This is a genomic window from Actinoplanes sp. NPDC026619 (genome assembly GCF_040638295.1).
Lineage (GTDB): Bacteria > Actinomycetota > Actinomycetes > Mycobacteriales > Micromonosporaceae > Actinoplanes.
In genome coordinates this window covers 641423-665792 of record NZ_JBEZYA010000002.1, presented here as the reverse complement: position 1 = coordinate 665792, position 24370 = coordinate 641423, and the positions used below count along the sequence as shown (strand labels likewise).

Below are 24370 nucleotides of genomic sequence, written 5' to 3'. Positions count from 1 at the left end.
ATTAGGCCATCGAAATATTGAGGATCTTTTCTATGCCTAAGCGTCCCATCGCCTGGCTTACCACCCGTCTCGGGGTCCTCACCGTGCTGTTCGCCACCGTGGTCCTCTCGGGCCTGGCGTTCGCGTTCTCCCCGGAGCAGCCCGCGGCCGGTCCGGCCGACGGTCTGCCCGCCGGTGCCCAGTCCACCCGGGTGACCGAGCTGGCCGACCGTTTCGACAGCGGCCGCTCGGAGAGCGCCGTCGTCGTGCTGGAGCGGACGGACGCGGCGCTGACCGGGGCCGACCTGGCGGCGACGACCGGCCGGCTGACCGGGCTCGGCGCCGTGGCCAAGCCGGTGACCTCGGCGGACGGCCGCGCCGCCCTGGTCGTCGTGGAGCTGGCCGACGGCCTTGACTCCGACGCGCAGCACGCCGTGGTGGACCAGATCCGGGCAGCGCTGCACGCCTCGCCGCTGCCGGCCGGGCTCACCGTCCAGGTCACCGGCGGCGCCGCGATCGGCCGGGACATCTCGGCCGCGTTCGACGGCGCCGACGTCACCCTGCTGATCGCCACCGCCGCGGTCGTCGCGATCCTGCTGCTGATCACCTACCGCAGCCCGATCCTGTGGATCGTCCCGCTCACCGTCATCGGCCTGGCCGACCAGGTCGTCGCGAAGCTGCTGCCGTGGGTCGCCCGGATCGTCGGGGAGCGCACCGACGCCTCGGTCTCCGGCATCGTCTCGGTGCTGGTCTTCGGCGCCGGCACCGACTACGCGCTGCTGCTCATCTCCCGCTACCGGGAGGAGCTGCGCCGCACCGAGTCGCGCCGCGAGGCGATGACCCGGGCCTGGCGGGCGGCCGCCCCGGCGATCACCGCGAGCGCCGGCACGGTCGTGCTCGCCCTGCTCACGCTGCTGGTCGCGGTGCTCACCTCGAACCGGACGCTGGGCGTCTCGGCCGCCGTCGGCGTGCTCGTCGCGCTGCTGTTCGGGCTGTTCGTGCTCCCGGCCGCGGTGGTGGCGCTGCCGCGCGGCGTGTTCTGGCCGAAGGTGCCCAAGGTGGGCAGCGCCGACCCGACCGAGACCGGCTGGTGGTCGAAGGTGGCGCGAGGCGTCGGCAAGCGGCCCGGCACCGTCCTGGCGGTCGCCCTCGGCGTCCTGGTGATCTTCTCGGGCGGCCTGCTCAAGCTGGATGTCGGGCTGTCGCAGAGCGAGCAGTTCCGCACCAAGGTGGAGTCGATCGTCGCGCAGGAGGCGCTGGCCCGGCACTTCCCGGCCGGCGCCGCCCAGCCCGCTCAGGTGATCGTCGACACGGCGCAGGCCGACCAGGCCGGCGCGGTCCTGCGCAAGACCGCTGGGGTCGCGGCGGTGCTGCCGCCGGAGAAGTCCATCGACGGGGCATTGACCCAGTTCGCGGTGCAGCTCACCGACGACTCCGGGACGACCGCCGCCGATCGCACGGTCACGAGGTTGCGTGCCGCCCTGCCGGAGGCGCAGGTCGGCGGCGCCCCGGCCGCCGACCTCGACAAGCGCGACGCGAACCTGCGCGACGACCGGGTGATCGTGCCGCTGGTCCTGGCGGTGGTGCTGATCGTGCTGCTCGCGCTGCTGCGCTCGCTCGTCGCCCCGGTCCTGCTGCTGGTCACGGTGGTGATCAGCTATGCGGCCAGCCTCGGCGCGGCGACGGCGCTGCTGCGGGCCGGCTTCGGCATGCCGTCGCTGGATTCGAGCGTGCCGCTGCTGAGCTTCCTGTTCCTGGTGGCACTGGGCGTCGACTACAACATTTTCCTGGTCACCCGGGCCCGCGACGAAGCGGTCTCGCGCGGGGACACCCGGGCCGGCATGCTGCGCGGGCTCGCCGCCACCGGCGGCGTGATCACGTCGGCCGGCATCCTGCTCGCCGCGGTCTTCGCCGTCCTCGGGGTGCTGCCGGTCATCGTGCTCACCCAGATCGGCGTCGTGGTCGGGGTGGGCGTGCTGGTCGACACGCTGCTGGTGCGGACCGTGGTGGTGCCGGCGCTGGCACTGCTGCTGGGCGAGCGGTTCTGGTGGCCGGCGCGGCCGGTCCAGGGCGGAGCGGACGCGAAGCCGTCGGCGGGAGCGAAGGAGCCGGTGCGAATCGATTGACATGCATCTATCGATTGGGGTGAATGGAAACACCGTTTCGGAGAGTGTTACAGATGACCTTTTGGGGGGTCCTCGTGTCACTGCGCCGCATCCTGACACCCCTACTTCTGTCCGCCGTCGTGCTGGCCGCCACCCCTGCGGCCGGCCACGCGGCGGCGGCGACCTGGACCAAGGCCGCCACCACAGTCGCCGTGGCCTGCGGGAGCTCGACCCTCTCGCAGCCGGCGAACTGGTACTTCCCGGCGAGCACCGCGCCGAAGGCGCTCGTCTACCTCCAGCACGGCTTCTCCCGGTCCAACGCCAACCTGGAAGACCTGGCCGGAAAGTACGCCGACGCCGGCTTCCTGGTCTTCGCGCCGACCCTGCCGTCGTCCACCGCCGGCAACAACTGCGCGGTCAACAACACCGGCGACAACACCGCGTTCCTCAACAACGTGGCCGCCTGGCTCGGCGAGCTGACCACCGCCACCAGTAACCTGGCCAAGAGCTACACCACCGCGGCCGGCTGGCCGGGCGCACCGGGCAGGCGCTGCCGGCGAGTTACGTGATCGCCGGGCACTCGGCCGGCGGCGAGGCGGTCACCTACGTCGCGAACCGGCTGCGCACGAGCTTCCCGGCCGCGTTCGCGAAGGTGAAGTTCGTGCAGCTGCTCGACCCGGTGACCTCGCCCAGCGGCACCAACATGCCGACCGCCCTCGCCGGGCTGGCGACCACCAGCACGCCGATCTACGCGATCTCCTCCCCGCCGTACCTCGCGAACAGCCAGGCCAGCGGAACGGTCGCGCTCACCGCGGGCCTCGACCGGGCCTTCCTGGGAGTACGGCTGACCAGCGGCTCGCACTGCGACGCCGAGGGCGCGAGCACCAACTTCCTGTGCACGCTGCTCGGCGGCTCGTCCAAGGCGAAGAACGTCACCGCGCTGCAGACCTTCGCGGTGAACTGGGCGGCCGACGCGGTGGCCGGCACCACGACCGCCACCTACTACCCGGGCGGCACGTACTACCAGGGCCTGCTCACCGCGAACACCATCCAGACCCTCAGCGCGAGCTGAGTTCCACGGGGATGAAGCACTGCCCGCCTTCAGGTCCCGAGGGCGGGTAGTGCCTCGGCCAGGCTGATCACGTCGGCGTACTTGGCGTCGAGGTCGAACAGGTTGTTCTCGTGCGGGCCACCCTCGCGGTCGGCGCAGGCGTCGCGCACCACGATCGGGCGGAAGCCGTGCTGCAACGCGTCCAGCGCCGACGCGCGCACGCAGCCGCTGGTCGAATAACCCCCGATGACCAGGGTGTCGATCGAGTGCGAGGCGAGCCAGGCGGCCAGCGAGGTGCCGGCGAACGCGCTCGCGTAGTGCTTGACCACGACCAGCTCGCCGGGCGCGGGCGACAGTGGGGGAGCGAAGCCGCCGAGCGGGTTGCCCGCCGCGAAGACCTTCAGCGCGGGCACCTTCGCGGCGAACAGCGGCGCCTCGGAGCACGACTCGTCGGCGTAGCGCACGCTCGTCCACACCACCGGGATCTCCTTTTCCCGGGCTTTTCCGGCCAGTAGTGCCATCGCACCTGCCGCGGCCTGACCCGACTTCAAGAACAAAGGCGAATCCTCGGCGGTGTACGCCAACGCGGGGTCGACCAGAAGCACCGCCGGGCGCACGCCCCACCCGAGCCGCCGGGCGAACCCGGCCGCCGCATAGTCACGATCGAGATCCGACAAATCAGATCACCCCTTGTGCGCGGAGGGCTTCCCGTTCCGGGACGGAGAGGCCGAGCAGATCGCCGTACACCTCATCGTTGCTCGCGCCTCGTAGATTGCCGAGTCGACGACCTGCCCGCAACCGGTGCTCTCGCGGGCATGCAGGGCGGCGAGCGTGCCGAACGCGGCGTAGGTGGCGGCGAGCGAGTCACCGCCTGGGGTTGATCCGGCTCAGCTCGTCGAAGGAGAGGCCCCATTTGATCACCTCGGCGACGAAATCGCCGAGCAGCTGTCCGCAGAACGGGCCGGCCGGGAGGGTGCCGGTTTCGATGACCCGGATGTCGCTCAGCGGTGCTGTCACGCGGTTACCCTAACCGCGGGAAACGTTGTTTCGCCAGACGGAACATCGACCGGAGCTTCGGCCAGAACGAGAGGATGCGCATGGAGATCGTCGAGGTCGGGCCGCGTGACGGTCTGCAGAATGAGAAGCGCGTCCTGCCTACCGAGACGAAGATTGCGTACGTCACCCGCGCCGTCGCCGCCGGGCTGCGCCGTCTCGAGGTGGCCGCGTTCGCCCGGCCGGACCGGGTGCCGCAGATGGCCGACGCCGAGGACGTCCTGCGCGGCGTCCCGCGTCCCGCCGGGGTCCGTTACATCGCGCTGGTGCTCAACGGCCGCGGCCTCGACCGCATCCTGGCGCTCGACCCGTCCGTGCGGCCGCACGAGATCAACTACGTGGTCGTCGCGACCGACGAGTTCGCCCGGCGCAACCAGGGCATGGACACGATGACCTCGCTCGAGGGGTTCCGCGCCGTTGCCTCGCGGGCCGCGGCGGCCGGGCTGGGCGTGACGCTCACGGTGGCAGCCGCCTTCGGCTGCCCGTTCACCGGCGAGGTCAAGGCCGATCGGGTCCGCGAGGTGGTCGCCGGCGCCGGGCCGATGGACGAGCTCTGCCTCGCCGACACGATCGGCGTCGGCGTGCCCGCGCAGGTGGTCGAACTCGCGGCGGCGGCCCGGGAAGCCGCGCCCGGGGTGCCGTTGCGCGCGCACTTCCACAACACCCGCAATACCGGCTACGCCAACGCGATCACCGCCGCCCAGCTCGGTTTCGCCGCCCTCGACGCGAGCCTGGGCGGGATCGGCGGCTGCCCGTTCGCGCCGGCCGCCACCGGCAACATCGCCACCGAGGACCTGGCCTACCTGCTCAACCGCTCGGGCCTGGCAACGGGCGTCGCCGTGCCGGAGGCGGCCGCCATCGGCGAGTGGATCGGCCAGGAGCTGGGCCTGGACAAGGTGCCGGCGCAGCTCGGCCGGGCGGGCGACTTCCCGGGCGATCTCGCACGCTGAGGGTCACAGCGGGCAACCTTTGCGTCGGAATGGAAACGGTGTTTCCATTCTCCCATGTTGCGGTCCGGCGGTGCCGATCTGACGATCGCGGGTGGCATTCGGGAGTTCGGCCGGGCCACCCCGGCGACCGTTGCGGTGCGCGACGGCGACCGATCGCTGACCTATGCGGCGCTCGACGAGCGGTCGTCGCGGCTGGCCAACGCGCTGCTGGCGACCGGCCTCGCGACCGGGGACCGGGTCGCGCTGCTCTGCGGAAACCGCCTGGAATACCCGGAGATCGCGGCCGGCATCGCCAAGGCCGGGCTGGTGCTGGTGCCGGTCAACCCGCGGCTCACCGCGCCGGAGGTCGACTTCATCCTGCGGCACTCGGGCGCGCGCCTGCTGGTCGCCGACGAGGCACTCGCCGACTTCGTGCCGCCGTTCGACGGAACTGTCATCGGACTGGGCGATGGCTTTTCGCTCGGCCCGTCCTACGAGGCGTGGATCGGGGCGGCGCCGGCTGCTGATCCGTGGGTGGCGGTCGACGAGCGGGAGCCGTTCTGCATCGCCTACACGGCCGGGACCACCGGTGATCCGAAGGGCGTGCTGATCTCGCATCGGTCGCGCTGCCTGACCTTCTTCGCCACCGCGCTCGAGTGGGGGCTCGGGCCGGGGCGGCGGACGATCGCGGTCGCGCCGATGTATCACGGGGCCGGCTTCGCCTTCGCGTACGCGGCCGTCTACTGCGGCGCCACCGTGAGCATGCTGCGGAGCTTCGATCCGCACCGGCTGCTCGACATGATCCGGCGCGAGCGGGCCCAGTCGGTGTTCCTGGTCCCGACGCACGCGCAGCTGATCCGCGCCGCGCTCGACGAGGTGCCGCCGCTGCCGTCACTGGACACCCTGTACTTCAACGCCGCCGCCCTGCCCCGGGTGCTCAAGGAGTGGGTGTTCGAGGCGTTTCCCGGGGCCGGCGTGCACGAGCTCTACGGCTCCACCGAGGCCGGTGTGATCAGCAACCTGCGGCCGCCGGACGCCCGCCGCAAGGCCGGCACGGTCGGCCACCCGTGGTTCGCCACCGAGGTGCGCATCGTCGGCCGCGACGGCCGGCCGGTCGGGCCGGAGGAGCCGGGGGAGCTGTACAGCCGCTCGCCGTACCTGATGAACGGCTATCACGACAATCCGGCCGCGACCGCCGCGTGCACCACCGAGGACGGCTTCCTGACGTCGGGCGACATCGTGATCGCCGACGAGGAGGGCTTCCTCGCCATCGTCGACCGGGTCAAGGATCTGATCATCACGGGCGGGGTGAACGTCTACCCCCGCGACGTCGAGGAGGTCCTGCTGACCCATTCCGCCGTGCTGGAGGCCGCGGTCGTCGGCGAGCCCGACGAGCGGTGGGGCGAGCGGGTGGTGGCCTACCTGGTCTGCCGGGAATCGGTCGAGGCGGCCGTGCTGGACGCGCATCTGCGGGCGCGGCTGGCCGGATACAAGGTGCCGAAGGAATTCAAGGTCATCGCGGCGCTGCCTCGCAACGCCGCCGGCCGACTGGGGCCGCGGCGCCGGCATCGCCCACGCCGACACCGAGTTCTACGTGGTCGAGGGCTCGCTGACCTACGGCGGCCGGGAGCTCGGCGCGGGCGGTTACGTGCAGGTCCCCAAGGGTGTGCCGATGGACTGGCTGAAGATCCGGGAGGGCTCGCGCATCCTGCACTGGCGCGAGTACGGCGATTGCGGCTTCGACCCGTACACCGATCTGGCCGAGGCCTCCGCCAAGGCCGACCCGCCGGCCGAGGCCGTCACCGTCATCGACGCCGGCACGATGGAGTGGACCGAGGCGACGTCGGTCGGGCCGCTCACCCCGCTCTACATCAAGCTGCTGCACCGCGACCCGAAGACCGGCTTCTACACCCGGCTGATCCGCGCGAAGAAGGGCTGGACCGACCACCGGCTGGCCCACCACCCGTGTTACGAGGAGTTCTACACACTCGGCGGGAAGGTGGCCTACAACTTCGGCGACATCGACGAGGGCACCTACTGCTTCCGCCCGGCCGGGGTGAAGCACGGCCACTTCATCGCCGAGACCGACATCGACTGGATCATCCGGTCCGACGGTGAGCTGACCAACTGGTACACCACCGCCGAGTTCGTCAAGTGGGGCGGCCACGCCGAGAACTACGACGAGCACAACCACAGCCACCAGCCGGTCATCTCGACCCTGCCGGTCCGGTCCCGTTCGCGGGGCGAGTGGTCCGGCGACGGCATGTGAGAAGCCCCGGAGGCCGGCGGCGGTCGGTGCCGCCGGCCTCCGGTCACACCCGCGCGGCGACCCGCCGCCGCCGGCTCAGCGCGCCCGCGCCGATCAGCACCGCCCCGCCGAGCGCGACCCAGCCGGTCCCGATGCCGGTGGCCCGTGGTGCGGCGATCGCGGCCGAGCCGGCCGGTGGTGCGCCGACCTTGACGCCGAAGGTGGTGACGTTGCCGCTGCCGGCGTGGGCGGCCGTGGCCGTGGCCGTCATGGCCATCCGCGGGCCGGAGTTCGTGGCCAGCGAGGCGGCCACCGCGTCGCTGAGGTCGACCACGGCCACGCTCGCGGCGTACGTGTGCGGGCCGGCAGCATGTTCCGGCACCTCGAGCATCAGCGGGTTGGTCGAGGCCGGCGTGCTGAGCGTCGCCCCGGGCGCCAGCTCCTGATCAGCCAGGCAGGTGACGGTGGTGAAATCCACGTCGGTGCGGTCGTACTCGCAGTTGGCGTAGCCGGCGACCGGCGCGATGCCCGCCTCGGTCACCAGCACGACGGCAGGGTGACGGTAAGTGCCTTTGCTGATATTACGGAAAGTGACGCCCACGTTCGCGTAGTTGCCGTGGTCGACGCTCACCTCGTCGAGGCCGGCGACCGCCAGCTCCGTGCCGGCGGCGCGCACGACGGTGACCTCGGCGGTGTCGGTGCCGACCGTGATCTTGAACGAGGACGCCACGCCGGCGGCCGTGGTCGCTGCGGCGGGAGTGACCGAGAACTGGTATTTCCTGCTTTCGCCGGGCGCCAGGTCGGGCACGTCGGAGTCGGCTCTGAGCCGGAGACCGGCGCTGACCCCGGAGAAGCTCACCACCAGATCCTTGGCCGTCGACGTCCCGGTGTTGGTGACGGTGGCCGTGACCGCCTGGGTGTGCCCCTCCAGGGCGGTCACCACCTGAGGCGCCGCGATCGCGACCTGGGGCGCCGCCGCCCAGGCCGGGGTGGCCGGGACGGCGAGCGCCACCAGGGTCATGAGCAGGGGTGGCAGCAGGCGCATGGCGGTCACCTTCCCTAAACCGAGAGTAACGGAATCCTAGCTTAGGGAACGACGGATGACAACTCTCTGTGATGTCGACCGTATTGCGTGGTCAGGTCCGGCTCGCCGCGAGCACGATCCAGGTGACCTCGGGATGCACGATGTCGCTGTGCGCGCCGCTGGGCGAGCCGCCGTTGCGGACGATCTCGCTGCAGTCGACGTTGAGGATGCGGTTCTTGGCGAAGCGGTAGACGGCGCCCGGGCCGGCCGGCTGGATGCCGTCGAGCACCGCGTCGGCGTTCTGCGCGCCGTCCGCGCCCATGCCGCCCCAGCGGTACAGCAGGTCGCGCACGCCCGCGATGTCGTCGCGGGCGGCCAGCGAGGCCAGCGGGTAGAACCGCCCGACCGCGCCGTCGTGGCTGGAGAAGCAGACCGTCAGCGGACCGTCGACCCGCTGTTCGCGGGTGGCGAGGGCGCCGTTGCGGCCGGCGTCGAACGGCAGCGGTCGGCAGAACGCGAAGTGCGAGAACGCTCCCTGCAGCAGCGTCACCGACTTCACCGGCGAGGCGCCGGCGGGGAGGCCGTCCAGGGCGTACGAGACCAGGCGTGCGCCGAAGCTGTGGCCGATCAGGTGGATCCGCAGACCAGGTCGCGCGGCGGCCAGACGACCGAGCAGCGGTCCGAGCCCCTTGCGCCCGACCACCCCGGCCCGGCCCTTCATCTCCCAGTACGTCGCGCCGCGCAGTGCCTCCTTCGCGCCGTTGCGCAGGCGGCGCAGCCGGTCACCGATCCCGGCCGTGCCGTCGCCGCCCGGGATCTGCGCGCCGCTGTCGACCAGCGCGTCGGCGTACCGGCCGAAGACGTCGTTGGCGTTGTCCTCGAGCATGCGCGGGCGGCCGGACGCGCCCTCGCCGTCGTCCTCGCCCGCCGCGGCCTGGGCCGAGAAGTCCTTGAGGGCGGCGAAGAAGTCGTCCAGGGTGTGCTGGGTGGGTTGCTCCTCGCGCAGCAGCGCGGCCATCTGCTCCAGCGGCGCCTTGGCGTCCGGGAAGGTGTCGAGCAGGTCGGCCAGGGTGCGGTCGTCGAGAGCCGGGTCGGCGACGAAGGTCTCCCGGTCGGCCGGGGCGAACGCCGCGACCCCGCCGCCGCCCGCAGTGGCCGCGGTGAAGTCCGGGATCGGATCGTCGGACCACTGCTGGGACGGCCAGTAGACACCGGCGAAACCGGCGGTCCCCCGCGGATCGGCCGCCAGCTGCCGGGCCAGCAGCTCGAAGAACGCGTCGTAGAGCCGGCGGGCGGTGCGGCGCTCGTTGTTCCAGCCGTGGGTGAAGACGTACAGGTCGGTGAGGTTGCCGGTCTCGGCGAGCAGGGCGTCGGTGGTCCGGGTGTCCGGGTCGCCCTCGGCGTCGAAGGTGACGTCCCAGAACGGTAAGCCGGCGATCGAGTCGGTCATGTCGAGCTCCGATCATTCAGACGATTTGGAGTGCGCGCATCAGGTCGAGCAGGCCGGCGCCCTGGAAATCGCGCCGGCGGCCGAGGTCGATCGCGGAGTCCATGAAGATCCGCTTGACCCGGGTCGGTTCTCCGATGAATTCGCGCCGCACCGACAGCAGGGCCGCCACCGCCCCGGAGACGTGCGGCGCGGCCATGCTGGTGCCGCTCTCCTCGACGTAGACCGCCCGGCCGGCCGGTGGCTGTTTCCCCGCGCCGACCACGGCGTCGAGGTTGGAGCCGGCCGCGCAGGAGGTGATCCGTTCACCCGGCGCGAGCAGGTCGGGCTTGTCGCGGCCGTCGCCGGTGGGGCCCTTGGAGGAGAAGTGCGACACCCCGTACAGGTGGGGTGAGGTGCGGTGGGTGGAGCCGACCGTGATGGCCAGCTCGGCGTTGCCCGGGTCGTTGACGCTCATCGCGAAGCCGAACTTGCCGGGCGCCTCGCTGTCCACGTTGAGCGTGCCGTAACCGGAGTTGCCGGCCGCCACCACGACGACCACGCCGGAGCGGACGAGCCGGTCGACCTCCTGGCACAGCGGGCTGTAGCCGCACGCGAACCACTCCGGCTCGAACGGATAGCCGAGGCTGAGGTTGACGCCGTGGATCCGCATCGCGTCGACGCTGCCCTTGTTGACCTCCCGCACGTACGCGAGGGCGCGCATGACCCGGTTGACCTGGGCGCGCGGGGTGCCGGAGCCACCCCCGACGGCCCGCAGGCTGACGAGTTTCGCCAGCGGCGCCATCCCGGCCATCGCCGCCGGTTCGATGGTGCGGGGCACCCGCAGCGGCGCGGTCTCGCTCTCCGCGTTGTAGCGGGTCTCGGTGGCGTAGATCTCGCGGCGCCGGCCGTCCTTGATCCACGGTTCGATGGCGCCCGCGATGATCCCGGCGACGTGCGTGCCGTGCCCGACGGTGTCGACCAGGGCCCCGTCCGGGGTGTGCGGGCCGTAGAGCGGGAAGTAGCGGTGCAGGTCCGCGACCGCGGGGTCGTCGAGGGTGTGGTGGCCCGCGAAGTGCGGATGCTCCGCGATGCCGGTGTCGATGACCGCCCAGACGATGCCGTGCCCGTCGGCCTCGAACGACTTGCGCGCCGCGTCCGCCTTGATCGTCACGCACGAGGTGTCGATCTGCGGGCGCATCGGGAAGTCCGGCCAGATGTGGAAGATGCTGCGCTCGGGCCAGACGATCGGCACCGCGTCCGCGGCGACGAGGCGTTTCACCTGGTCCATCGTGAGCTTGCCGGCGAGGTAGCGCCCGGCCACCTCGATCGGGGCCGGATCGCCCTCCGCGGCCACCGCGGCCCACAGCGCCAGTAGCCGGCCGAAGGCGTCCGGCGGGCCGGCCCGGTACTGAAGGTTGACCTCGACCATGACCGGGATCGCCGGGTCACCGGCGTCGAAGCCGAGGCGGGCCCGGACGGCCGGGTCGCGCAGCGGGGCGGCGATCACGCCGGCCGGCGGGGGCTCGGCCGCCACTACGGCGCCATCGTCCGCCGCCCGCGGCGCGGCGTCCGTTCGCTGCCGGGCCGCCGCGACGGCGTCGATGCCGGCAGCGGTGATGGCGAAGGTGTCCGGGCTCGGTGTGTCCACCAGCCCGGCTTCGCCGAGGTCTTTCAGCGCGCGGTCCACCCGCCGCTGCCACAGCGGCTTGGTGGCCAGGCCGGTGTAACCGCGGTCGTCCTCCTCGAACCGGTCGGCGAACCGCAGCGCCACCTCGACCGCGACGTGCCGGGCGAGGTGCGTGTCGTGGTGCGGCAGGTGGTCGATCGCGACGAGCGTGCGGTCCTGCCAGATGGTCGGAGTGGCCATGTGCCACCTCCAGCGTCGGATTAAGACGCTGGTCAGGATGGCGCTCGCTAATCCTCGATCACAATCGGTTACCCGACTGCCCGCCCTGACGGGCGACGTAGCTCCCGCTCGGCGTTCCGGTCGCGCGCCCAATGGCGTACGCGATCCGGCCGCGCAAAACGGTTGGCCGTCGCCGGCTACATCGGGTTGCCCGCCGGGGAGGTCGCGGCCGGCCGGTAACCGGCGGGCGCGTGGATGACGCAGGTCTGCGCGTATTCCGTGAGGCCCTCGTGCGCGTACTCGCGGCCCCAGCCCGAGTGCTTGACCCCGCCGAACGGCGCTCGCAGGCTCATTCCGGTGCGGTTGTGCGTGTTGACGAAGCAGAACCCGGCCTCGACGCGCCGGGCGAAAGCAACCGCCCGCTGCTCGTCCGCGCTCCACACCGAGGCGCCCAGCCCCAGCTCGCCGGCGTTGACCGAAGCCAGCACCGCGCTCTCGGACGTGTAGCCGAGCACCGGCGCCACCGGCGCGAACTGCTCCGCCGTCACCAGTGGATCCCGCGTCGAGGGCGACACGACCAGGGCCGGCCGGACGAAGTAGCCGGTCTTCTCGTCGGCGTCGAAGATCCCCAGGTCGTGGAAGCGGCCGCGGCGCAGCGCCGCACCGGCCTCCTGCGCCGCGGCGGAGATCACCGGGCCCATCGTGACGCCGTCGGCCAGCGGATCGCCGGTGACGAGCACGCGGTCCGCGGCCGCCCGGTAGGCGTCGACGAAGTCGCCGAGCCGCGCCACCGGCACGTACAGCCGTTTGGCCGCTGTGCAGACCTGCCCGCTGCTCGCGAACGTGGCCATGACCAGGCGATCCATGGCGGCATCGTCGAACGGCGCGTCGTCGAGCAACACGGCCGGGTCGTTGCCGCCGAGCTCCAGAACGCTGGGCGTGAGCCGGTCGCCGGCCAGGGCCGCCACCGCCCGCCCACCGGCCACGCCGCCCGTGAAGGCCACCTTGCGCACCAGGTCGTGGCCGACCAACGCGGCGCCGGCCTCGGCCCCGCCGTGCACGATCCGCAGCGGACCGCCGATCAGCCGCGCGATCCGGTCGAGGGTGAGCGGGGCCAGCGGCGACGGCTTCACCACGACGGCGTTGCCGGCCGCGAGGGCCGGGGCGATCTTCAGCATGGACAGGATCACGGGCGCGTTCCACGGGGTGATCGCGGCCACCACCCCGTACGGCTTCCGCTGCTGGATCAGCAGCCCGAGCTCGTCGTCGAGCGTCTGATCGGCGTAGGCGGCGGTCGCGTGCGTGACCACCCACCGCAGGTAGCGGACCGCGAAGCCGATCTCGCCGCGGCATTCCCCGAGCACCTTGCCGGTCTCCCGGGACAGCAGCACCGACAGTTCGCCGAGCGCGTCCTCGATCGCCTCGGCGCCGGCGGTGAGCAGCGCCAGGCGCTCGTCGATCGGCGTCACCGACCACCGGCGGTAGGCGGCCTCCGCGGACCAGACGATCGCGTCCACCTCGTTGGGCGACGTCTCGGCGACCGACCCGACGATCTCGGCGAACCGCGCCGGATTCTCCCTGGTGATCACGGGGCGACCGGCGGCAGCGAGGCGATCATCGCGCTCCCCGGCGGCGCCGCCCGGTCCAGAACCATGTGGCTCACGTATCCAACCTCCCGGCTATGTCGGGTGCGCTCAGGGTGAGTGCGGTGGCGTAGCGGGCGTCCAGCTCGAGGGCGTCGGGCCGGCCGACCAGGTCGGTGAAGGCCGCCCAGGGCATGCGGTCCACGGCCGCGGCACTGCCGGTGTCGGCGATGGCGCGGTAGACCAGCGACGCCGCCCGCAATGCGGCCAGCAACGCGGCGACCGGGTGCAGGACCATCCGGACGCCGACCTCGGCCAGCTCGGCGTCGGAGGCCGGCGGGCGGCTGCCGCCGGCTTCCGAGCGGCTGATCACGATCGGCACGCCGGGCAGCGTGGCATGCAGGCCGGCCAGGTCGGCCGGGTCGTCGACGCCTTCCGGGAAGACCGCGTCCGCGCCCGCCTCGGCGAACCGGCGGCACCGCTCGACCGCCTCGGCGAGGCCGTGCACGGCGTACGCGTCGGTGCGTGCGATGACCGCGATCTCCGGCGCCTCCGCCGCCAGCGCCTTGATCTTGGCGGCCGCCAGACCGGCGTCGATGACCTCCGTGCCGGCCGGATGGCCGCCGCGCTTCGGGCTGACCTGGTCCTCGAGAAGCAGGCCGGAGATGCCGGCGCGGACGTAGGCGAGCGCGGTCCACACCGCGTGCACCGGGTTGCCGTAGCCGGTGTCCGCGTCGGCAAGCAACGGGGTGCCGCCGAGCGCCGGGACGAGCGTGGTGGCCCGGTCGGCGATCTGGGTGGCGTGCACGAAGCCGAGGTCGGGCCGGCCGAGCATGAGCGCCGACACGGCCGTCCCGGACAGATGCACGGCGGTGTGCCCGGCGCGGACCGCGAGGGCAGCCGTGACCGGGTCGTAGACCCCGGGGGCGTGCGTGACACCGCCGTTGCGGAGCAGAGCTCGCAGATCGTCGCCGCTCATGGCTGGGCCTCCATCGCCGAGCCCCCGTGGCTCTCCTGCCCGGGGTCGTGGTGGGCGATTCTCCCGCCCGCGCCGGTCGCGGGGTATTCGGAGCCGCCGCCACGATGGATGGTCATGACCGGCGGTGCCGACGATCCATGTGGCACTCGGGCCCTCCCGGCGCCCGTTTCTCCTATGGAAACGATGTTGCCAAGAAGCTAACAATCGTCCCGTACGCCTGTCAATCGTTCAGCGGGACAGCGTTTCGCTGTGCGAAATCGCAGGCTAGGCTTCCCGCAGGTTTGTTCCGAATCTGTTCCGGGGGAGTTTCACTGTGCCTGCCCGCTCCGTGTCCACGAGCGCCCCGGCCGACGACGAGAGCCAGTCGCGCTCCGTTGCCGCGGTCGAGCGCGCCATGGACGTCCTGCTCTACTTCGGCCGCACCGAACAGACCGACCTCGGGGTCACCGAGATCGCGTCCGCTCTCGGGCTGACCAAGGCCGCCGTGCACCGCATCCTCACCGCCCTGCGCAGCCGCGACCTGATCACTCTCGACACCTCCACCCGGCGCTACGCGCTCGGGCACGCGGCGGTCGCGCTGGGCCGGGCCTACCTGGCCCGCACCGATGTGCGCGCGATGACCGCGCCCGAGCTGAAATGGCTGTCCGAGCGCACCCAGGAGACGGCCACGCTGTCCCTGCGCCGCGGCGACACCCGGCTCTACGCCGACCAGGTCGTGCCCGACCAGGAGCTGCGCCTGGAGGTCAGCCTCGGCATCCCGTTCGCGCTGCACGCGGGCGGGTCGTCCAAGGCGTTCCTGGCCTGGCTGCCCGACTTCGAGCTCGAGGCGTACCTGCAGCGGCACCCGCTCACTGCGGTGACCGACAAGACGATCACCGACCCGGCGAAGCTGCGCAAGGAGCTGGCCACCATCCGCAAGCGCGGTTACGCCACCTCGCTCGGCGAGCGGCAGGCCGGGGCCGCCTCGATCGCCGCGCCGATCTTCGACCACGACGGCCACGTGGTCGCGGTGGTCAGCGTGGCCGGGCCGGCGCTGCGCTTCAAGCCGGAGTCGGGTTCCGCCGACGACCTGCTGGCCGCGGCGGCCCGGATCTCGGCCCAGCTCGGCTACGAGCCCGCTACAGGTCAGCGAACGGCTTGACCACGCCCAGGAGCGCGGCGAGCAGCACCGACAGCCAGATGGCCCAGACGTACGGCAGGCAGCCGTTGACGCTTCGCCGGAGCACCGGCTCGGTCTCCGGCCCGGCGGAGCCGGCCATGACGGCGCCGAAGGCCGCGCCGAACGGCCGTAGCGTGCGCCGGATGCCCAGGCCCGCGGCGATCGCGAGCGAGTAGAGCAGGACCTTCCCGCCCAGCCAGCGAGGATTGGTGGTGACGCCGAACGGCTCGCTCGCGATCAGCGTGTAGAGGCCGGCCGTGCTCATGCCCGCGATCACCGCGATCCGGATGAGCCAGTCGAGGCGGCGGACCAGCGGGCGCGTGGTGGTCGGTGTACATCACCCGGAGCCAGACCAGCGCGCCCGCCCAGATCGGCGCGAGCAGCCATGCGAGGCCGGGCAGGCGCCTGCCGTGCGGGCCCAGCGCGATCAGGGTGAGGCCGTTGGGCAGGAACAGGATCAGGCACGGTCTCCGAAGCGGACAACACCTGGTTCACGTTGCTGACGATGAACACCAACCAGTCCCACTTCAACGCCGACTACGCGGCCGGTACGCCGTACCGGAAGCTGCTCGTGAATTCGACCTTGACGGTCGCGATCGTGACCGGGCTGTCGGTGCTCGACATCAGTCAGCACGCCTTCGCGAACCTGGGCTGGGAAGAGATCCGGATGCCCAGCCCGGTCTTCGTGGGCGACACGATCTACGCCCGGTCGACGGTGCTCTCGAAGAGAGAATCACAGTCGCGGCCGTACGCCGGGATCGTCACCTGCCACACCACCGGCTTCAACCAGGAGGGCGCCGACGTCATCACCTGGCGGCGGTCGATGCTGGTCTACAAGCACGGCCACGGGCCGTCCGCATGAGACTGGACGTGCAGCCCTGGGGTGCAACGCTCGCCGAGCTCGGCGAGGCGGCCCGCGAGGCCGAGGCCGCCGGCGCCGGTGTCGCCTGGGCCCCCGAGCTGCACCGCAGCGCTCCCGCGGGTGGCGGCCGCGATCGCCGCCGGCACCTCCACGATCGCGGTGGTCCACGACGTCTTCACCCCGGCCCCGGCGGAGTTGGCGGCCGCCCAGGACCTGGTCGACCGCTTCGAGGCCGCCGGTGGGGGAGTCTGCCTCGACGCCCGGGGCCGGATGGTCGATCTGGCCGTGGTCCGCGAGGCCCGCCGCACCCTGCGGGACGGCGGCGTCCCGGCATAACTGGCAGCATGCTGCCATGCTCTCCGCGCCTCGGTTGTCTGTTCTTTTCCTCGCGGCGGCCGTGTTGTCCGGGTGCGGCGGCCCGGCGCCGGTTCCGCCCGAAGCACTCACCCTGAAGGCGGACGGCAGCGTGCCGTGGGTCGACGAGCCGATCGACAGCGTCTACACCCACCCGGCTGCCCCGACCGTGGCCCCGGGCAGCAAGCCCTGCACGGCGGCCCAGCTCACCGGCAAGCTCGACCGATGGGCGAAGCCGAGCGGGGAGAAGGTGCTCGGCGGGCGCCTTCTCGGCGAGCTGATCGTCACCAACACCTCCGGCGCCGGCTGCGTGCTGCAGGGCGCCGCCGACGTGCATTTGTTCAGCAACGGCGCCGAGGTGCCGGTCGACCACTCGTCGAGCGTCGCGGACCAGGCGAAGCGGAAGGCCGTGCCGGTGCCGGCGGGCGGCGCCGCGTCGATGCGCGTCGACTGGTCCGGGCCGTTCTGCGGGACCGCCCGCCCGCCGTACGAGCTGCGGGTCGGCCTGCCGCAGGAAGGCGGCGAGCTGCGCGCCCCGATCGGCCCCCGCGACCACCCGGCGTGCAGCGGCGATCCCGAGTCACCGGTCAAGCCGTCGTCGAACCTGTCCGCGAGCGTCTTCGACACCATCACCGCAAACGACCCGGCCACCACCGTCCGGTCGCCGCTGTGGGCCCTGACCGCGGCCGCGACCGGGCCGGCCCAGGCCCACCCCGGCGACCGGCTCACCTACACGGTCACGCTGACCAACCCCACCGCCGCACCGGTCACCCTGCTGCCGTGCCCCGGCTTCCTGCAGGAGGTACGGTCGTCGGCCGGCGGAATGGTGAACGGTTCGAGCTGGCAGCTGTACCGGCTGAACTGCCGCCCGGCCGACGCCGTCCTGGCACACTCCGGGCTGCGGTTCGAGATGGTCGCCACGGTGCCTGCCACGGCCACCGCCGGCGGGAGTGTGCAGATCGTCTGGCGGGTGGAGACCGCGCAGCTCCTGCCCACCGAGCACCTGGCCGGTGTACTCACCATCCCGGTGGTCTGATCTGTCCGATGCTGCCTAGCTCTCCAGCTCGGCCAGCAGGTCGTCCAGGGACGAGTCGGCCGCGCTGGACAGCAGCACCTCCGCGGCGGTGAAGCGGGTGCGGTCGGCGTGCGCGTTCGGCACCGCGACGCAGCGCAGCCCGGCCTCGTGCGCCGCGGCCACCCCGTGCGCGGTGTCCTCGAACGCGACCGCCTCCGCCGCCGGCACCCCGAGCCGCTCCAGGGCCAGCAGATAGACGGCCGGATCGGGCTTGTGCGCGGCCACCTCCTCGCCGGTGGCCAGCACCTCGAAGCGCTCCCGCAGCCCCGCCTGATCGAGCATCGCCCCGACGTGGGTCAACGGCGAGCTGCTCGCCACCGCGAGCCGCAGCCCGAGCTCCGCCGCCCGGTCCAGCCACCCGACGATCCCCGGCGTCGGCAGGAGGGCCGCGTTCAATTCGGCGCGGTACGCCATCCGCAGCGCATGGCTGGACTCGCGGTCGTAGCCCGCCCCGACCGCCTCGGCGAGCGCCGCATAGCGCTGCTCGCTGACGTCCCCGCCGTGGTCGGCGAAGAACCCGGCCGGATCGAGCCGCAGCCCGTGCCGCCGCCACTCCCAGAGCCAGCTGTCCAGCAGCGTGCTCTCGGTGTCCATGAGCAGCCCGTCGAAATCGAAGATGAGCACCTTGATCGTCACGGCGCCAGTATCCCGCCCGCCGTAGCGGCAATCGCCGGAGAGTCAATAAGTCGTGGACAGAATGTGTCATCCCGAATAGGCCATACCGCCGGGATCGTTCCCTACTTTACTTAATATTTATCTTTGTGAAATTCATGGGGCTTGTCGGGATATCGACGGACGTGAATAATTTTCGAGGTGCCGGCACCCCAGCGCCGGACCCTCACCCCCGGAGGAAGCAATGCTCAACCGGAAACTGCGCCGACCGATCGTCGGCCTGGCCGCCTGCGTGCTCGCCGGCTCCGCGTTCGCCGCCGCGTCACCCGCGTCGGCCGCCCAGCCCACCGGCGCCGACCCGTCGTTCGCGTCGTCCGCACTGGCCACCAAGCTCGACGCCCAGTTCGGCGCCAAGGACGCCGGCTCCTACATCGACGCGGCCGGCAAGGTGGTCGTCAACGTCACCGACGCCGCCACCGCCGCCTCGGTGACCGCGGCCGGCGCCACCCCGCGTTACGTGACCCACACCGGCACCGAGCTGGCCGCCGCCGACAGCGCGCTGAAGACGAGCCTGAAGACGCCGGGCACCGCGTTCGCCGTCGACCCGGTCACCAACAAGGTCGTGGTCAGCGTCGACAGCACCGTCACCGGCGCGAAGCTGACCGCGGTGAAGGCCATCGTCGCCAAGCTCGGCGACAAGGCCAGCCTGGAGACCGTCCCCGGCACCCTGTCCCCGGAGATCTCCGGCGGCGACGCCATCTACGGCGGCGCCTACCGCTGCTCGCTCGGCTTCAACGTGAAGAACAGCGCCGGGGCGTACTACTTCCTGACTGCCGGCCACTGCACCCAGGTCGTCTCGACCTGGTACAGCAACTCCGCCAAGACCACCCTGCTGGGCAGCAACTACGTCTCCAGCTTCCCCGGCAACGACTACGGCATCGTGAAGTACTCGACCAGCAGCACCGTGACCAAGAGCGGCGCGGTCGGCTCGCAGGACATCACCTCCGCCGCCACCCCGTCGGTCGGCGCCTCGGTCAGCCGCCGCGGCTCCACCACCGGCATCCACACCGGCTCGGTGACCCAGCTCAACGCCACGGTCAACTACTCCGAGGGCTCGGTCTCCGGCCTGATCCGCACCACCGTCTGCGCCGAGTCCGGCGACAGCGGCGGCTCGCTGTACTCCGGCACCACGGCCCTCGGCCTGACCTCCGGCGGCAGCGGCAACTGCACCTCCGGCGGCGTCACCTACTTCCAGCCGGTGGTTGAGCCCCTGAACGCGTACGGCCTGTCCGTCTTCTGATCCTCTTGACCCGGCCCGCCGCTCCTCCCGCCACGGAGGCCGGCGGGCCGTCCTATGCCCTGACAGCAGTGAGATAGGCCCGAACGAAGAAGCCGCCGACCACGGCACCGTGCAGATGACCGGCCACCGTGACGTCCTCGCCCGCCAGCGTGACGTGCAGGTGAACCTGCCCCGCGACGACCTCCTCGGTCCCGGACAGCTCCATCGGTTCGTAGCCGAAGACCCGAACGCCAACCGGACGAACTCGCCGGCCCTCTATCGGAACGGGCGAGGGAGCTGGCTGGCGCAGTGCTTCGTGACGGAGATCCTGGACCGGATGATCCAGTTCTTTCCGCGAGGAGGCCGTGGCGCCACTGGATGAGGCCGGGTTCGATCGACTGCTCCGCAACTTCGAGGGCTCGTCGGATCACCTGGAGATGGGCGACGCCTACGGCACGGAGGTCGAGCATCCGCACATGGCCAAGTGGGCGGCCCAGAAACCGGATGACCTGAGCTGACCCGATGACTGGTGCTTCACCCTTCGGGGCCATATCGCCGCAGCTAAAAGTGTCCGAGCCGCTGAGCGGATATCAGCGCTCGAGGTTCGCCGTGCTCGACCCGGCCAGCGACGACGGTGGCCGCGTGGCGTCGCCCCAAACGTGTCGTGTTGCTGGCGACCCCGAAGCCTGGCGCGGCTTAGGCCCGATCCGGGCCTGTGTCAGCTCGCGGCTCCGAAGCCGGACCGAAATTGAACGTTCCGCTGAAGTCTCGACCCTGCATTACTGGTCCACTCACTTGTGCCGATCCGCCCACGACATTGTGGACGTCGCCTGCGCCTGGCGCCGAACGCAGCCACGTCGCTAGGTCCGCGCGAAACGTTGGGTCGCTCTCGGCTCGATCGGACAGAGCGGCCGAAATTGCCTGCGCCGGCCAGTCTTCGATGAGCTCTGCCTCGAATGGTGCCAGAAGTTGTGGCCGATCTCGCCTGTTGGCCGACGCCCGATCAACGAGTGCGCGCAATACCTTCCATGCGTCAGTGCCGGCTGCCGCGGCGGTGGCAGTCACTGCGGAGGTGATCGCTGCAAGTAGTGCCGGGTCCATGAAGCCTCCTTCACGTCTGGCCCCACCGGCGGGACGCCCGCCCAACCTACCTAATTGACACCCCGGTGCGGAGGGCAGCTTCCGGTGGTCACTCGGTACAGTAAGAGATCGGATGTCCGATCTCAGCAGTGGGCATAAACGGGATGCGAAGCCTTGACGCCAGCCCCCACAGTGCCGTAGCGAGTAATTCGCGAAGGTTTCTGAGCCTTACCCTGAGGAGCTGGCGTGACTTTGAAGATCGTCAATACCATCGGATGCAACGGCGGAACCTGCCCCACCCTCTACCAGACTGAGTCCGGTGACTTCCTGATCCAAGGGTTCATCGTCGAAGACTCGGGAACCATGGACGAGATTGGCGTCGTGCCACAAGGCGAGAGCGTTGTCCGCGTTCCCCGAGAGTTGTTGAGCAGCCTCTTTTACAAGGAGTGAAGTGGAAGAAACGACGTCATTCGACTATCTCATGGAGCACTTCCGGATCGCCGCCTTCAGGTTGGAGGTCCGGAAGTCGTACGGTGTCCTGTCTGAAGATGCCGCCTTCCAGAAATTTCTTGACGGAGGGGATCCAGGGATCGATTGGCTAAGCGACTGGCTCGACGGTGCCCGGAAGAAGACTTCCATCGGCAAACGGATCGAGCGGGTACGTATCATCGACGAACCTCCCAGCGACTTCTTGCGTTTCGAGTTATCCATCACACCGCATAACCTGGAGGCAGGGGAGGATATTCGCTACCTGCCGCGAAAGGCCGCACGGGAGCTTGACATCCCGAGCGAAGACTTCTGGCTGTTCGATGCCACGACGGTTCTCATCTTGAATTTTGACGATAACGATCGCTTTAGTGGAATTGAACCGGTCACCGAACCGGTGAAGGTGGCGCCGTACGTATCGGCTCGCGACACAGCGTGGCAGCACGCATTTTCATTCCGATCGTACCTGTCCAAAGATAGCTAGCAATGAATCGGGTATAGGTGACCTCTTTCTGGGCAGGTGAGTTGGTCACCCTGCGAGCCATGTCAGGCGAAGACTGGGAGTATTACAAGCGCTTCAATGAAAACTCCCGGGACTCGCGTAGTGTGAATAGGATCGAGCTTCCAAGGTCGGACGATAATTACCGGCGCGAGGCAGTCGAGGTTGCCGAGAAGTACTCAGTTGGAGACACATTCGCACTAGGTATCGAGCGAAACGATCAGCGCGTCCTGGTTGGTGCACTATCGACTCGAAGGGTCGATAACAGGGCTGGCAGCTTTGAGTACGGTCTGGAAATCGAAAGATCACATCAGCGGCGAGGGTATGGTTCGGAGGCCGCGGCCTTATCGCTTCGATATATGTTTGACGAGCGGCGACACCGCAAGTGCACAGTTTTAATCTACTACTTCAATTATGCGTCGGTTGCCCTGCATAAGGCGTTGGTATTTGTCAACGAAGGTCGCCTGCGGGAGCACGAGTTCTTCCAAGGTCGATATTGCGACGTAATTATCATGGGCATCCTCGATACCGAATTCCGCGATAAATTTGGCGGCGGCGAGGTCGCCGATGACTGACTTCGACGATGGGTCAGAAGTTGCAGGGTTTTTGAGGAACGACTTCTCCGGGCAGGCTGATACCGTTGTTCAGGCAGGTCGGCTAGCTGGCACCTTCAACGTGCGAGTACCACGTAAACCTGGCTTTCCGCGGCCGCGACAACTGCCTTCATCGGTGCGCAGCTTTGTCAACCGCAAGTTTGACCTGCGGAAGTTGGATGCCGCGTTGGAGCAGTCACTTCTTGTGGCAGGCTCGGAGGAATCCGCGGTCGTCATATCGGCGCTCTCCGGGCCGCCTGGTGTAGGAAAGACCGCTCTCGCGGTGTACTGGGCCCATCATGCGCGGGATAAATTCCCAGACGGCGATCTGTTCATTAATTTGCGTGGCTATGATGCCGCCCTTCCAGTTTCTCCTCAGCAGGCCCTTGAATCTTTTCTGCGGGCCCTTGATGTCCCCGCCGCCCGCATCCCAGGGAACATTGACGAGCAGGCAGCGCTTTATCGGTCCTTACTCGATGGGCGGCGCATGCTGGTGCTGCTCGATAACGCCGTCAACGCCGAGCAGGTGCGTCCGCTTCTGCCCGGTACGCGGTCATGCGTTGTGGTCGTCACAAGCCGTAGTCGGTTGTCTGGGTTAGTCATTCGGGAGGGAGCTGGCCGAATGGTTCTCGAGGCTCTTACTCCGGACGAGGCGGTTAACTTGCTGGGTGAGATTCTTGGTCAGGGCCGTGTCGAGGCTGATCCTGAAGGTGCAAAGGCTCTTGCTGGGCAGTGTTCGTTCCTTCCGCTTGCGTTGCGCATAGTCGCAGATAAGGCAACGGCAGAACCGGATATGACGTTACGTGAGTTGGCCGATGAATTGGCTTCGCACCGCAGAAGGCTCGACGGCTTTACGGTGGATGACGACTTGTCCGAGATACGCGCGGTATTCTCATGGTCCTACCAGGCGCTCACAAGGGAAACGGCCCGCGTGTTCCGGCTATTGGGCGCTCATACCGCTCCCGACATCGGAACGTTCGCTGTCGCCGCGCTAGCCCAGATCTCGGTTGCTGATGCGCGTAATAGCCTCGGCGCACTTGCCGACATTCATATGCTGACCCGGACAGAAACTGACAGGTTCAGGATTCACGACCTGCTTCGGGCCTACGCTGTAGAACGCTTCGAGCAGGAGGAGTCGGAGGCGTAACGCTTTGCTGCAGGCCGTCGCTTGCTAGATTGGTTCTTCGCTGCCGCCTACGAGAGTTATCAGGCTATTTTGCCGCAGGGGCGCCGCTTCGCCCAAGTGGAGCTCGGACGTGATGTGACCACACTTCCCGTTTTCGCTGATCAAGCCTCGACGGTCAAGTGGTGCGAGAGTCAACATGCGAACCTCATGGATGCAATAAATAGGGCCGAGGAGTTGGGCTTCGACGATCTGGTCTGGAAAATTGCTGTTTCCTGTATGGCCTTTCTGGAGCGGCTTTCCTATAAAAATGACTGGATCGCCAGCCATGAAAAGGCAGTGTCTGCGACACGCCGCCTCCGCGACAGAGCCGCAGAGGGATTTGTGCTGATGCTGCTTGGCGACGCGTATTGGTTCCGTGGACGCTACCGGGACGCGCTATCGACTTACCTGGGTTCTGTTGCTGCCGCTCGAGACGCGCACGACAAATGGACCGAGGCTTTCGCCCTTCGCGGCAGTGGTCTCGTACAACAAGATTTGGGAAACTTTGTTGAGGCGACTTCGTTCTCCGAGGACGCCTTGAGAGTCTTCCGGCTGATCGGTGAAACACGTGGCGAGGCGATGAGCCTGCTGAGCATTGGCAACGGCCTGAGCGGTCTTGGCCGCTTGGACGAAGCACTTGCCAGGTACGCTGAGGCATTGGAGGTGTGCCGGCGAATTTCGAACCCCTGGATTCCCGGCATGGTGTCGAACCAGATCGGCCTGGTTCACGCGACGCAGGGTCACCACCATTTGGCGGTCGACGATTTCAAAGTGGCTATTGAAGTCTTCGAAGAGCTGAAAGACGAGCGGCACCTCAGCTTCGCGTTGCGTGACATCGGGTCCTCCTACCTCGCCGCCGGCCATCTCGACGACGCCCGGTCCAGTTGGCAGCTTGCCTATGAACTTTTCACGAGCCTGGATGACCCTGAAGGCGGGCTGCTTGCCGCGAAGATCGCAGCGCTGCCCGCCTGAACTCCGGA

Annotated in this window: 26 protein-coding genes and 2 pseudogenes; 17 read left to right on the top strand and 11 right to left on the bottom strand. The window is 69.5% G+C overall.

Annotation, left to right across the window (positions count from 1 at the left end; all coding sequences use genetic code 11):
* The first annotated feature begins 32 nt into the window (after positions 1 to 32).
* The 3 genes from AB0E90_RS08345 to AB0E90_RS08335 are packed head-to-tail and all read left to right on the top strand — an operon-like array spanning position 33 to position 3156.
* Positions 33 to 2105 carry an MMPL family transporter gene (locus tag AB0E90_RS08345; RefSeq protein ID WP_360401258.1) on the top strand — a complete coding sequence of 691 codons (2073 nt, stop codon included), beginning with the start codon at positions 33 to 35 and terminating at the stop codon, positions 2103 to 2105.
* 53 nt (positions 2106 to 2158) lie between these two features.
* Entirely contained in the window at positions 2159 to 2653 is a 495-nt protein-coding gene (locus AB0E90_RS08340) for a hypothetical protein (RefSeq protein ID WP_360401255.1), read from the top strand.
* Entirely contained in the window at positions 2650 to 3156 is a 507-nt protein-coding gene (locus AB0E90_RS08335) for a hypothetical protein (RefSeq protein WP_360401252.1), read from the top strand. Before AB0E90_RS08340 ends, AB0E90_RS08335 begins: the two co-directional genes overlap by 4 nt.
* A 29-nt stretch (positions 3157 to 3185) precedes the next feature.
* On the opposite strand, the gene AB0E90_RS08330 is transcribed toward AB0E90_RS08335, so the two are convergent.
* Genes AB0E90_RS08330 through AB0E90_RS08320 form a run of 3 tightly spaced genes read right to left on the bottom strand, consistent with a single transcriptional unit; the run spans position 3186 to position 4152 of the window.
* Complete coding sequence (locus AB0E90_RS08330) at positions 3186 to 3812, bottom strand: isochorismatase family protein (RefSeq protein ID WP_360401249.1); 627 nt, start codon at positions 3810 to 3812, stop codon at positions 3186 to 3188.
* A gap of 6 nt (positions 3813 to 3818) precedes the next feature.
* Positions 3819 to 3956 (bottom strand): hypothetical protein, encoded by a 138-nt coding sequence (locus tag AB0E90_RS08325; protein ID WP_360401368.1) that lies wholly within the window; start codon positions 3954 to 3956, stop codon positions 3819 to 3821.
* Positions 3957 to 3999: 43 nt separating this feature from the next.
* Complete coding sequence (locus AB0E90_RS08320) at positions 4000 to 4152, bottom strand: CoA transferase (protein WP_360401246.1); 153 nt, start codon at positions 4150 to 4152, stop codon at positions 4000 to 4002.
* Positions 4153 to 4232: 80 nt separating this feature from the next.
* Here AB0E90_RS08320 and AB0E90_RS08315 point away from each other — a divergent pair, with 80 nt between their 5' ends.
* The 3 genes and pseudogenes from AB0E90_RS08315 to AB0E90_RS08305 all read left to right on the top strand — a co-directional run bounded on the left by AB0E90_RS08315 (position 4233) and on the right by AB0E90_RS08305 (position 7386).
* A complete protein-coding gene (locus tag AB0E90_RS08315) occupies positions 4233 to 5138 on the top strand; it encodes a hydroxymethylglutaryl-CoA lyase (RefSeq protein WP_360401243.1) in 906 nt (301 codons plus the stop codon).
* A gap of 54 nt (positions 5139 to 5192) precedes the next feature.
* Positions 5193 to 6650 (top strand): annotated as a pseudogene (locus tag AB0E90_RS08310) (AMP-binding protein); the annotation flags it as partial.
* Positions 6583 to 7386 (top strand): DUF4437 domain-containing protein, encoded by an 804-nt coding sequence (locus tag AB0E90_RS08305; protein ID WP_360401365.1) that lies wholly within the window; start codon positions 6583 to 6585, stop codon positions 7384 to 7386. The pseudogene AB0E90_RS08310 and the gene AB0E90_RS08305, both read left to right, overlap by 68 nt.
* Positions 7387 to 7429: 43 nt before the next feature.
* Here the strand turns inward: AB0E90_RS08305 and AB0E90_RS08300 are convergent, their stop codons facing one another.
* From AB0E90_RS08300 to AB0E90_RS08280, 5 genes are all read right to left on the bottom strand, one after another.
* A complete protein-coding gene (locus tag AB0E90_RS08300) occupies positions 7430 to 8410 on the bottom strand; it encodes a CARDB domain-containing protein (protein ID WP_360401240.1) in 981 nt (326 codons plus the stop codon).
* A 91-nt stretch (positions 8411 to 8501) separates the two neighbouring features.
* On the bottom strand, positions 8502 to 9839 hold the full coding sequence (locus AB0E90_RS08295; protein WP_360401237.1) for a hypothetical protein: 1338 nt from the start codon (positions 9837 to 9839) through the stop codon (positions 8502 to 8504).
* A gap of 16 nt (positions 9840 to 9855) precedes the next feature.
* Positions 9856 to 11685 carry a S8 family peptidase gene (locus AB0E90_RS08290; RefSeq protein ID WP_360401234.1) on the bottom strand — a complete coding sequence of 610 codons (1830 nt, stop codon included), beginning with the start codon at positions 11683 to 11685 and terminating at the stop codon, positions 9856 to 9858.
* A 176-nt stretch (positions 11686 to 11861) separates the two neighbouring features.
* Positions 11862 to 13253, bottom strand: coding sequence for an aldehyde dehydrogenase family protein (locus tag AB0E90_RS08285; RefSeq protein ID WP_360401231.1), 1392 nt, complete (start codon positions 13251 to 13253; stop codon positions 11862 to 11864).
* 70 nt (positions 13254 to 13323) lie between these two features.
* Positions 13324 to 14226: an isocitrate lyase/PEP mutase family protein gene (locus AB0E90_RS08280; protein WP_360401228.1), complete on the bottom strand. Its 903-nt coding sequence runs from the start codon at positions 14224 to 14226 to the stop codon at positions 13324 to 13326.
* 313 nt (positions 14227 to 14539) lie between these two features.
* Between AB0E90_RS08280 and AB0E90_RS08275 the strand changes: the two genes are divergently transcribed.
* Entirely contained in the window at positions 14540 to 15367 is an 828-nt protein-coding gene (locus AB0E90_RS08275; RefSeq protein WP_360401225.1) for an IclR family transcriptional regulator, read from the top strand.
* Here AB0E90_RS08275 and AB0E90_RS08270 read toward each other — a convergent pair.
* Positions 15345 to 15650 carry a hypothetical protein gene (locus tag AB0E90_RS08270; protein WP_360401222.1) on the bottom strand — a complete coding sequence of 102 codons (306 nt, stop codon included), beginning with the start codon at positions 15648 to 15650 and terminating at the stop codon, positions 15345 to 15347. The genes AB0E90_RS08275 and AB0E90_RS08270 overlap by 23 nt on opposite strands.
* A gap of 219 nt (positions 15651 to 15869) precedes the next feature.
* Here AB0E90_RS08270 and AB0E90_RS08265 point away from each other — a divergent pair.
* The 3 genes and pseudogenes from AB0E90_RS08265 to AB0E90_RS08255 form a co-directional block, all read left to right on the top strand.
* Positions 15870 to 16247 (top strand): annotated as a pseudogene (locus tag AB0E90_RS08265) (MaoC family dehydratase); the annotation flags it as partial.
* Positions 16248 to 16367: 120 nt separating this feature from the next.
* Complete coding sequence (locus AB0E90_RS08260) at positions 16368 to 16583, top strand: hypothetical protein (protein WP_360401219.1); 216 nt, start codon at positions 16368 to 16370, stop codon at positions 16581 to 16583.
* A 16-nt stretch (positions 16584 to 16599) separates the two neighbouring features.
* Positions 16600 to 17637, top strand: coding sequence for a DUF4232 domain-containing protein (locus AB0E90_RS08255; protein ID WP_360401216.1), 1038 nt, complete (start codon positions 16600 to 16602; stop codon positions 17635 to 17637).
* A gap of 15 nt (positions 17638 to 17652) precedes the next feature.
* Here AB0E90_RS08255 and AB0E90_RS08250 read toward each other — a convergent pair whose 3' ends face one another.
* Positions 17653 to 18312: an HAD-IA family hydrolase gene (locus AB0E90_RS08250; RefSeq protein ID WP_360401213.1), complete on the bottom strand. Its 660-nt coding sequence runs from the start codon at positions 18310 to 18312 to the stop codon at positions 17653 to 17655.
* 220 nt (positions 18313 to 18532) lie between these two features.
* Here AB0E90_RS08250 and AB0E90_RS08245 point away from each other — a divergent pair, with 220 nt between their 5' ends.
* Positions 18533 to 19588 (top strand): S1 family peptidase, encoded by a 1056-nt coding sequence (locus AB0E90_RS08245; protein WP_360401210.1) that lies wholly within the window; start codon positions 18533 to 18535, stop codon positions 19586 to 19588.
* Positions 19589 to 19640: 52 nt separating this feature from the next.
* Here the strand turns inward: AB0E90_RS08245 and AB0E90_RS08240 are convergent, their stop codons facing one another.
* Positions 19641 to 19793 carry a hypothetical protein gene (locus AB0E90_RS08240; RefSeq protein ID WP_360401207.1) on the bottom strand — a complete coding sequence of 51 codons (153 nt, stop codon included), beginning with the start codon at positions 19791 to 19793 and terminating at the stop codon, positions 19641 to 19643.
* Positions 19794 to 19932: 139 nt separating this feature from the next.
* Between AB0E90_RS08240 and AB0E90_RS08235 the strand changes: the two genes are divergently transcribed.
* The 6 genes from AB0E90_RS08235 (at position 19933) to AB0E90_RS08210 (ending at position 24362) form a co-directional block, all read left to right on the top strand.
* A complete protein-coding gene (locus tag AB0E90_RS08235; protein ID WP_360401204.1) occupies positions 19933 to 20085 on the top strand; it encodes a DUF6879 family protein in 153 nt (50 codons plus the stop codon).
* An 808-nt stretch (positions 20086 to 20893) separates the two neighbouring features.
* Positions 20894 to 21097, top strand: coding sequence for a hypothetical protein (locus tag AB0E90_RS08230; protein ID WP_360401201.1), 204 nt, complete (start codon positions 20894 to 20896; stop codon positions 21095 to 21097).
* A gap of 1 nt (position 21098) precedes the next feature.
* Positions 21099 to 21617: a DUF6879 family protein gene (locus AB0E90_RS08225; RefSeq protein WP_360401198.1), complete on the top strand. Its 519-nt coding sequence runs from the start codon at positions 21099 to 21101 to the stop codon at positions 21615 to 21617.
* A 17-nt stretch (positions 21618 to 21634) separates the two neighbouring features.
* The gene (locus AB0E90_RS08220; RefSeq protein ID WP_360401195.1) at positions 21635 to 22207 is read left to right on the top strand and encodes a GNAT family protein; all 573 of its coding nucleotides are present in this window, start codon (positions 21635 to 21637) and stop codon (positions 22205 to 22207) included.
* Positions 22200 to 23372: an NB-ARC domain-containing protein gene (locus tag AB0E90_RS08215; protein ID WP_360401192.1), complete on the top strand. Its 1173-nt coding sequence runs from the start codon at positions 22200 to 22202 to the stop codon at positions 23370 to 23372. The genes AB0E90_RS08220 and AB0E90_RS08215 overlap by 8 nt, the downstream gene beginning before the upstream one ends.
* A 21-nt stretch (positions 23373 to 23393) precedes the next feature.
* Complete coding sequence (locus tag AB0E90_RS08210) at positions 23394 to 24362, top strand: tetratricopeptide repeat protein (protein ID WP_360401189.1); 969 nt, start codon at positions 23394 to 23396, stop codon at positions 24360 to 24362.
* The last annotated feature ends 8 nt before the right edge of the window (positions 24363 to 24370 follow it).

Bases quoted from the DNA above. Each gene is read 5' to 3' on its own strand.
- AB0E90_RS08240 (WP_360401207.1), bottom strand. From the start codon at position 19,793: ATGGAGCTGTCCGGGACCGAGGAGGTCGTCGCGGGGCAGGTTCACCTG.
- AB0E90_RS08215 (WP_360401192.1), top strand. From the start codon at position 22,200: ATGACTGACTTCGACGATGGGTCAGAAGTTGCAGGGTTTTTGAGGAAC.
- AB0E90_RS08270 (WP_360401222.1), bottom strand. From the start codon at position 15,650: ATGAGCACGGCCGGCCTCTACACGCTGATCGCGAGCGAGCCGTTCGGC.
- AB0E90_RS08290 (WP_360401234.1), bottom strand. From the start codon at position 11,685: ATGGCCACTCCGACCATCTGGCAGGACCGCACGCTCGTCGCGATCGAC.
- AB0E90_RS08300 (WP_360401240.1), bottom strand. From the start codon at position 8,410: ATGCGCCTGCTGCCACCCCTGCTCATGACCCTGGTGGCGCTCGCCGTC.
- AB0E90_RS08280 (WP_360401228.1), bottom strand. From the start codon at position 14,226: ATGAGCGGCGACGATCTGCGAGCTCTGCTCCGCAACGGCGGTGTCACG.
- AB0E90_RS08315 (WP_360401243.1), top strand. From the start codon at position 4,233: ATGGAGATCGTCGAGGTCGGGCCGCGTGACGGTCTGCAGAATGAGAAG.
- AB0E90_RS08245 (WP_360401210.1), top strand. From the start codon at position 18,533: ATGCTCAACCGGAAACTGCGCCGACCGATCGTCGGCCTGGCCGCCTGC.
- AB0E90_RS08345 (WP_360401258.1), top strand. From the start codon at position 33: ATGCCTAAGCGTCCCATCGCCTGGCTTACCACCCGTCTCGGGGTCCTC.
- AB0E90_RS08340 (WP_360401255.1), top strand. From the start codon at position 2,159: ATGACCTTTTGGGGGGTCCTCGTGTCACTGCGCCGCATCCTGACACCC.
- AB0E90_RS08255 (WP_360401216.1), top strand. From the start codon at position 16,600: ATGCTCTCCGCGCCTCGGTTGTCTGTTCTTTTCCTCGCGGCGGCCGTG.
- AB0E90_RS08295 (WP_360401237.1), bottom strand. From the start codon at position 9,839: ATGACCGACTCGATCGCCGGCTTACCGTTCTGGGACGTCACCTTCGAC.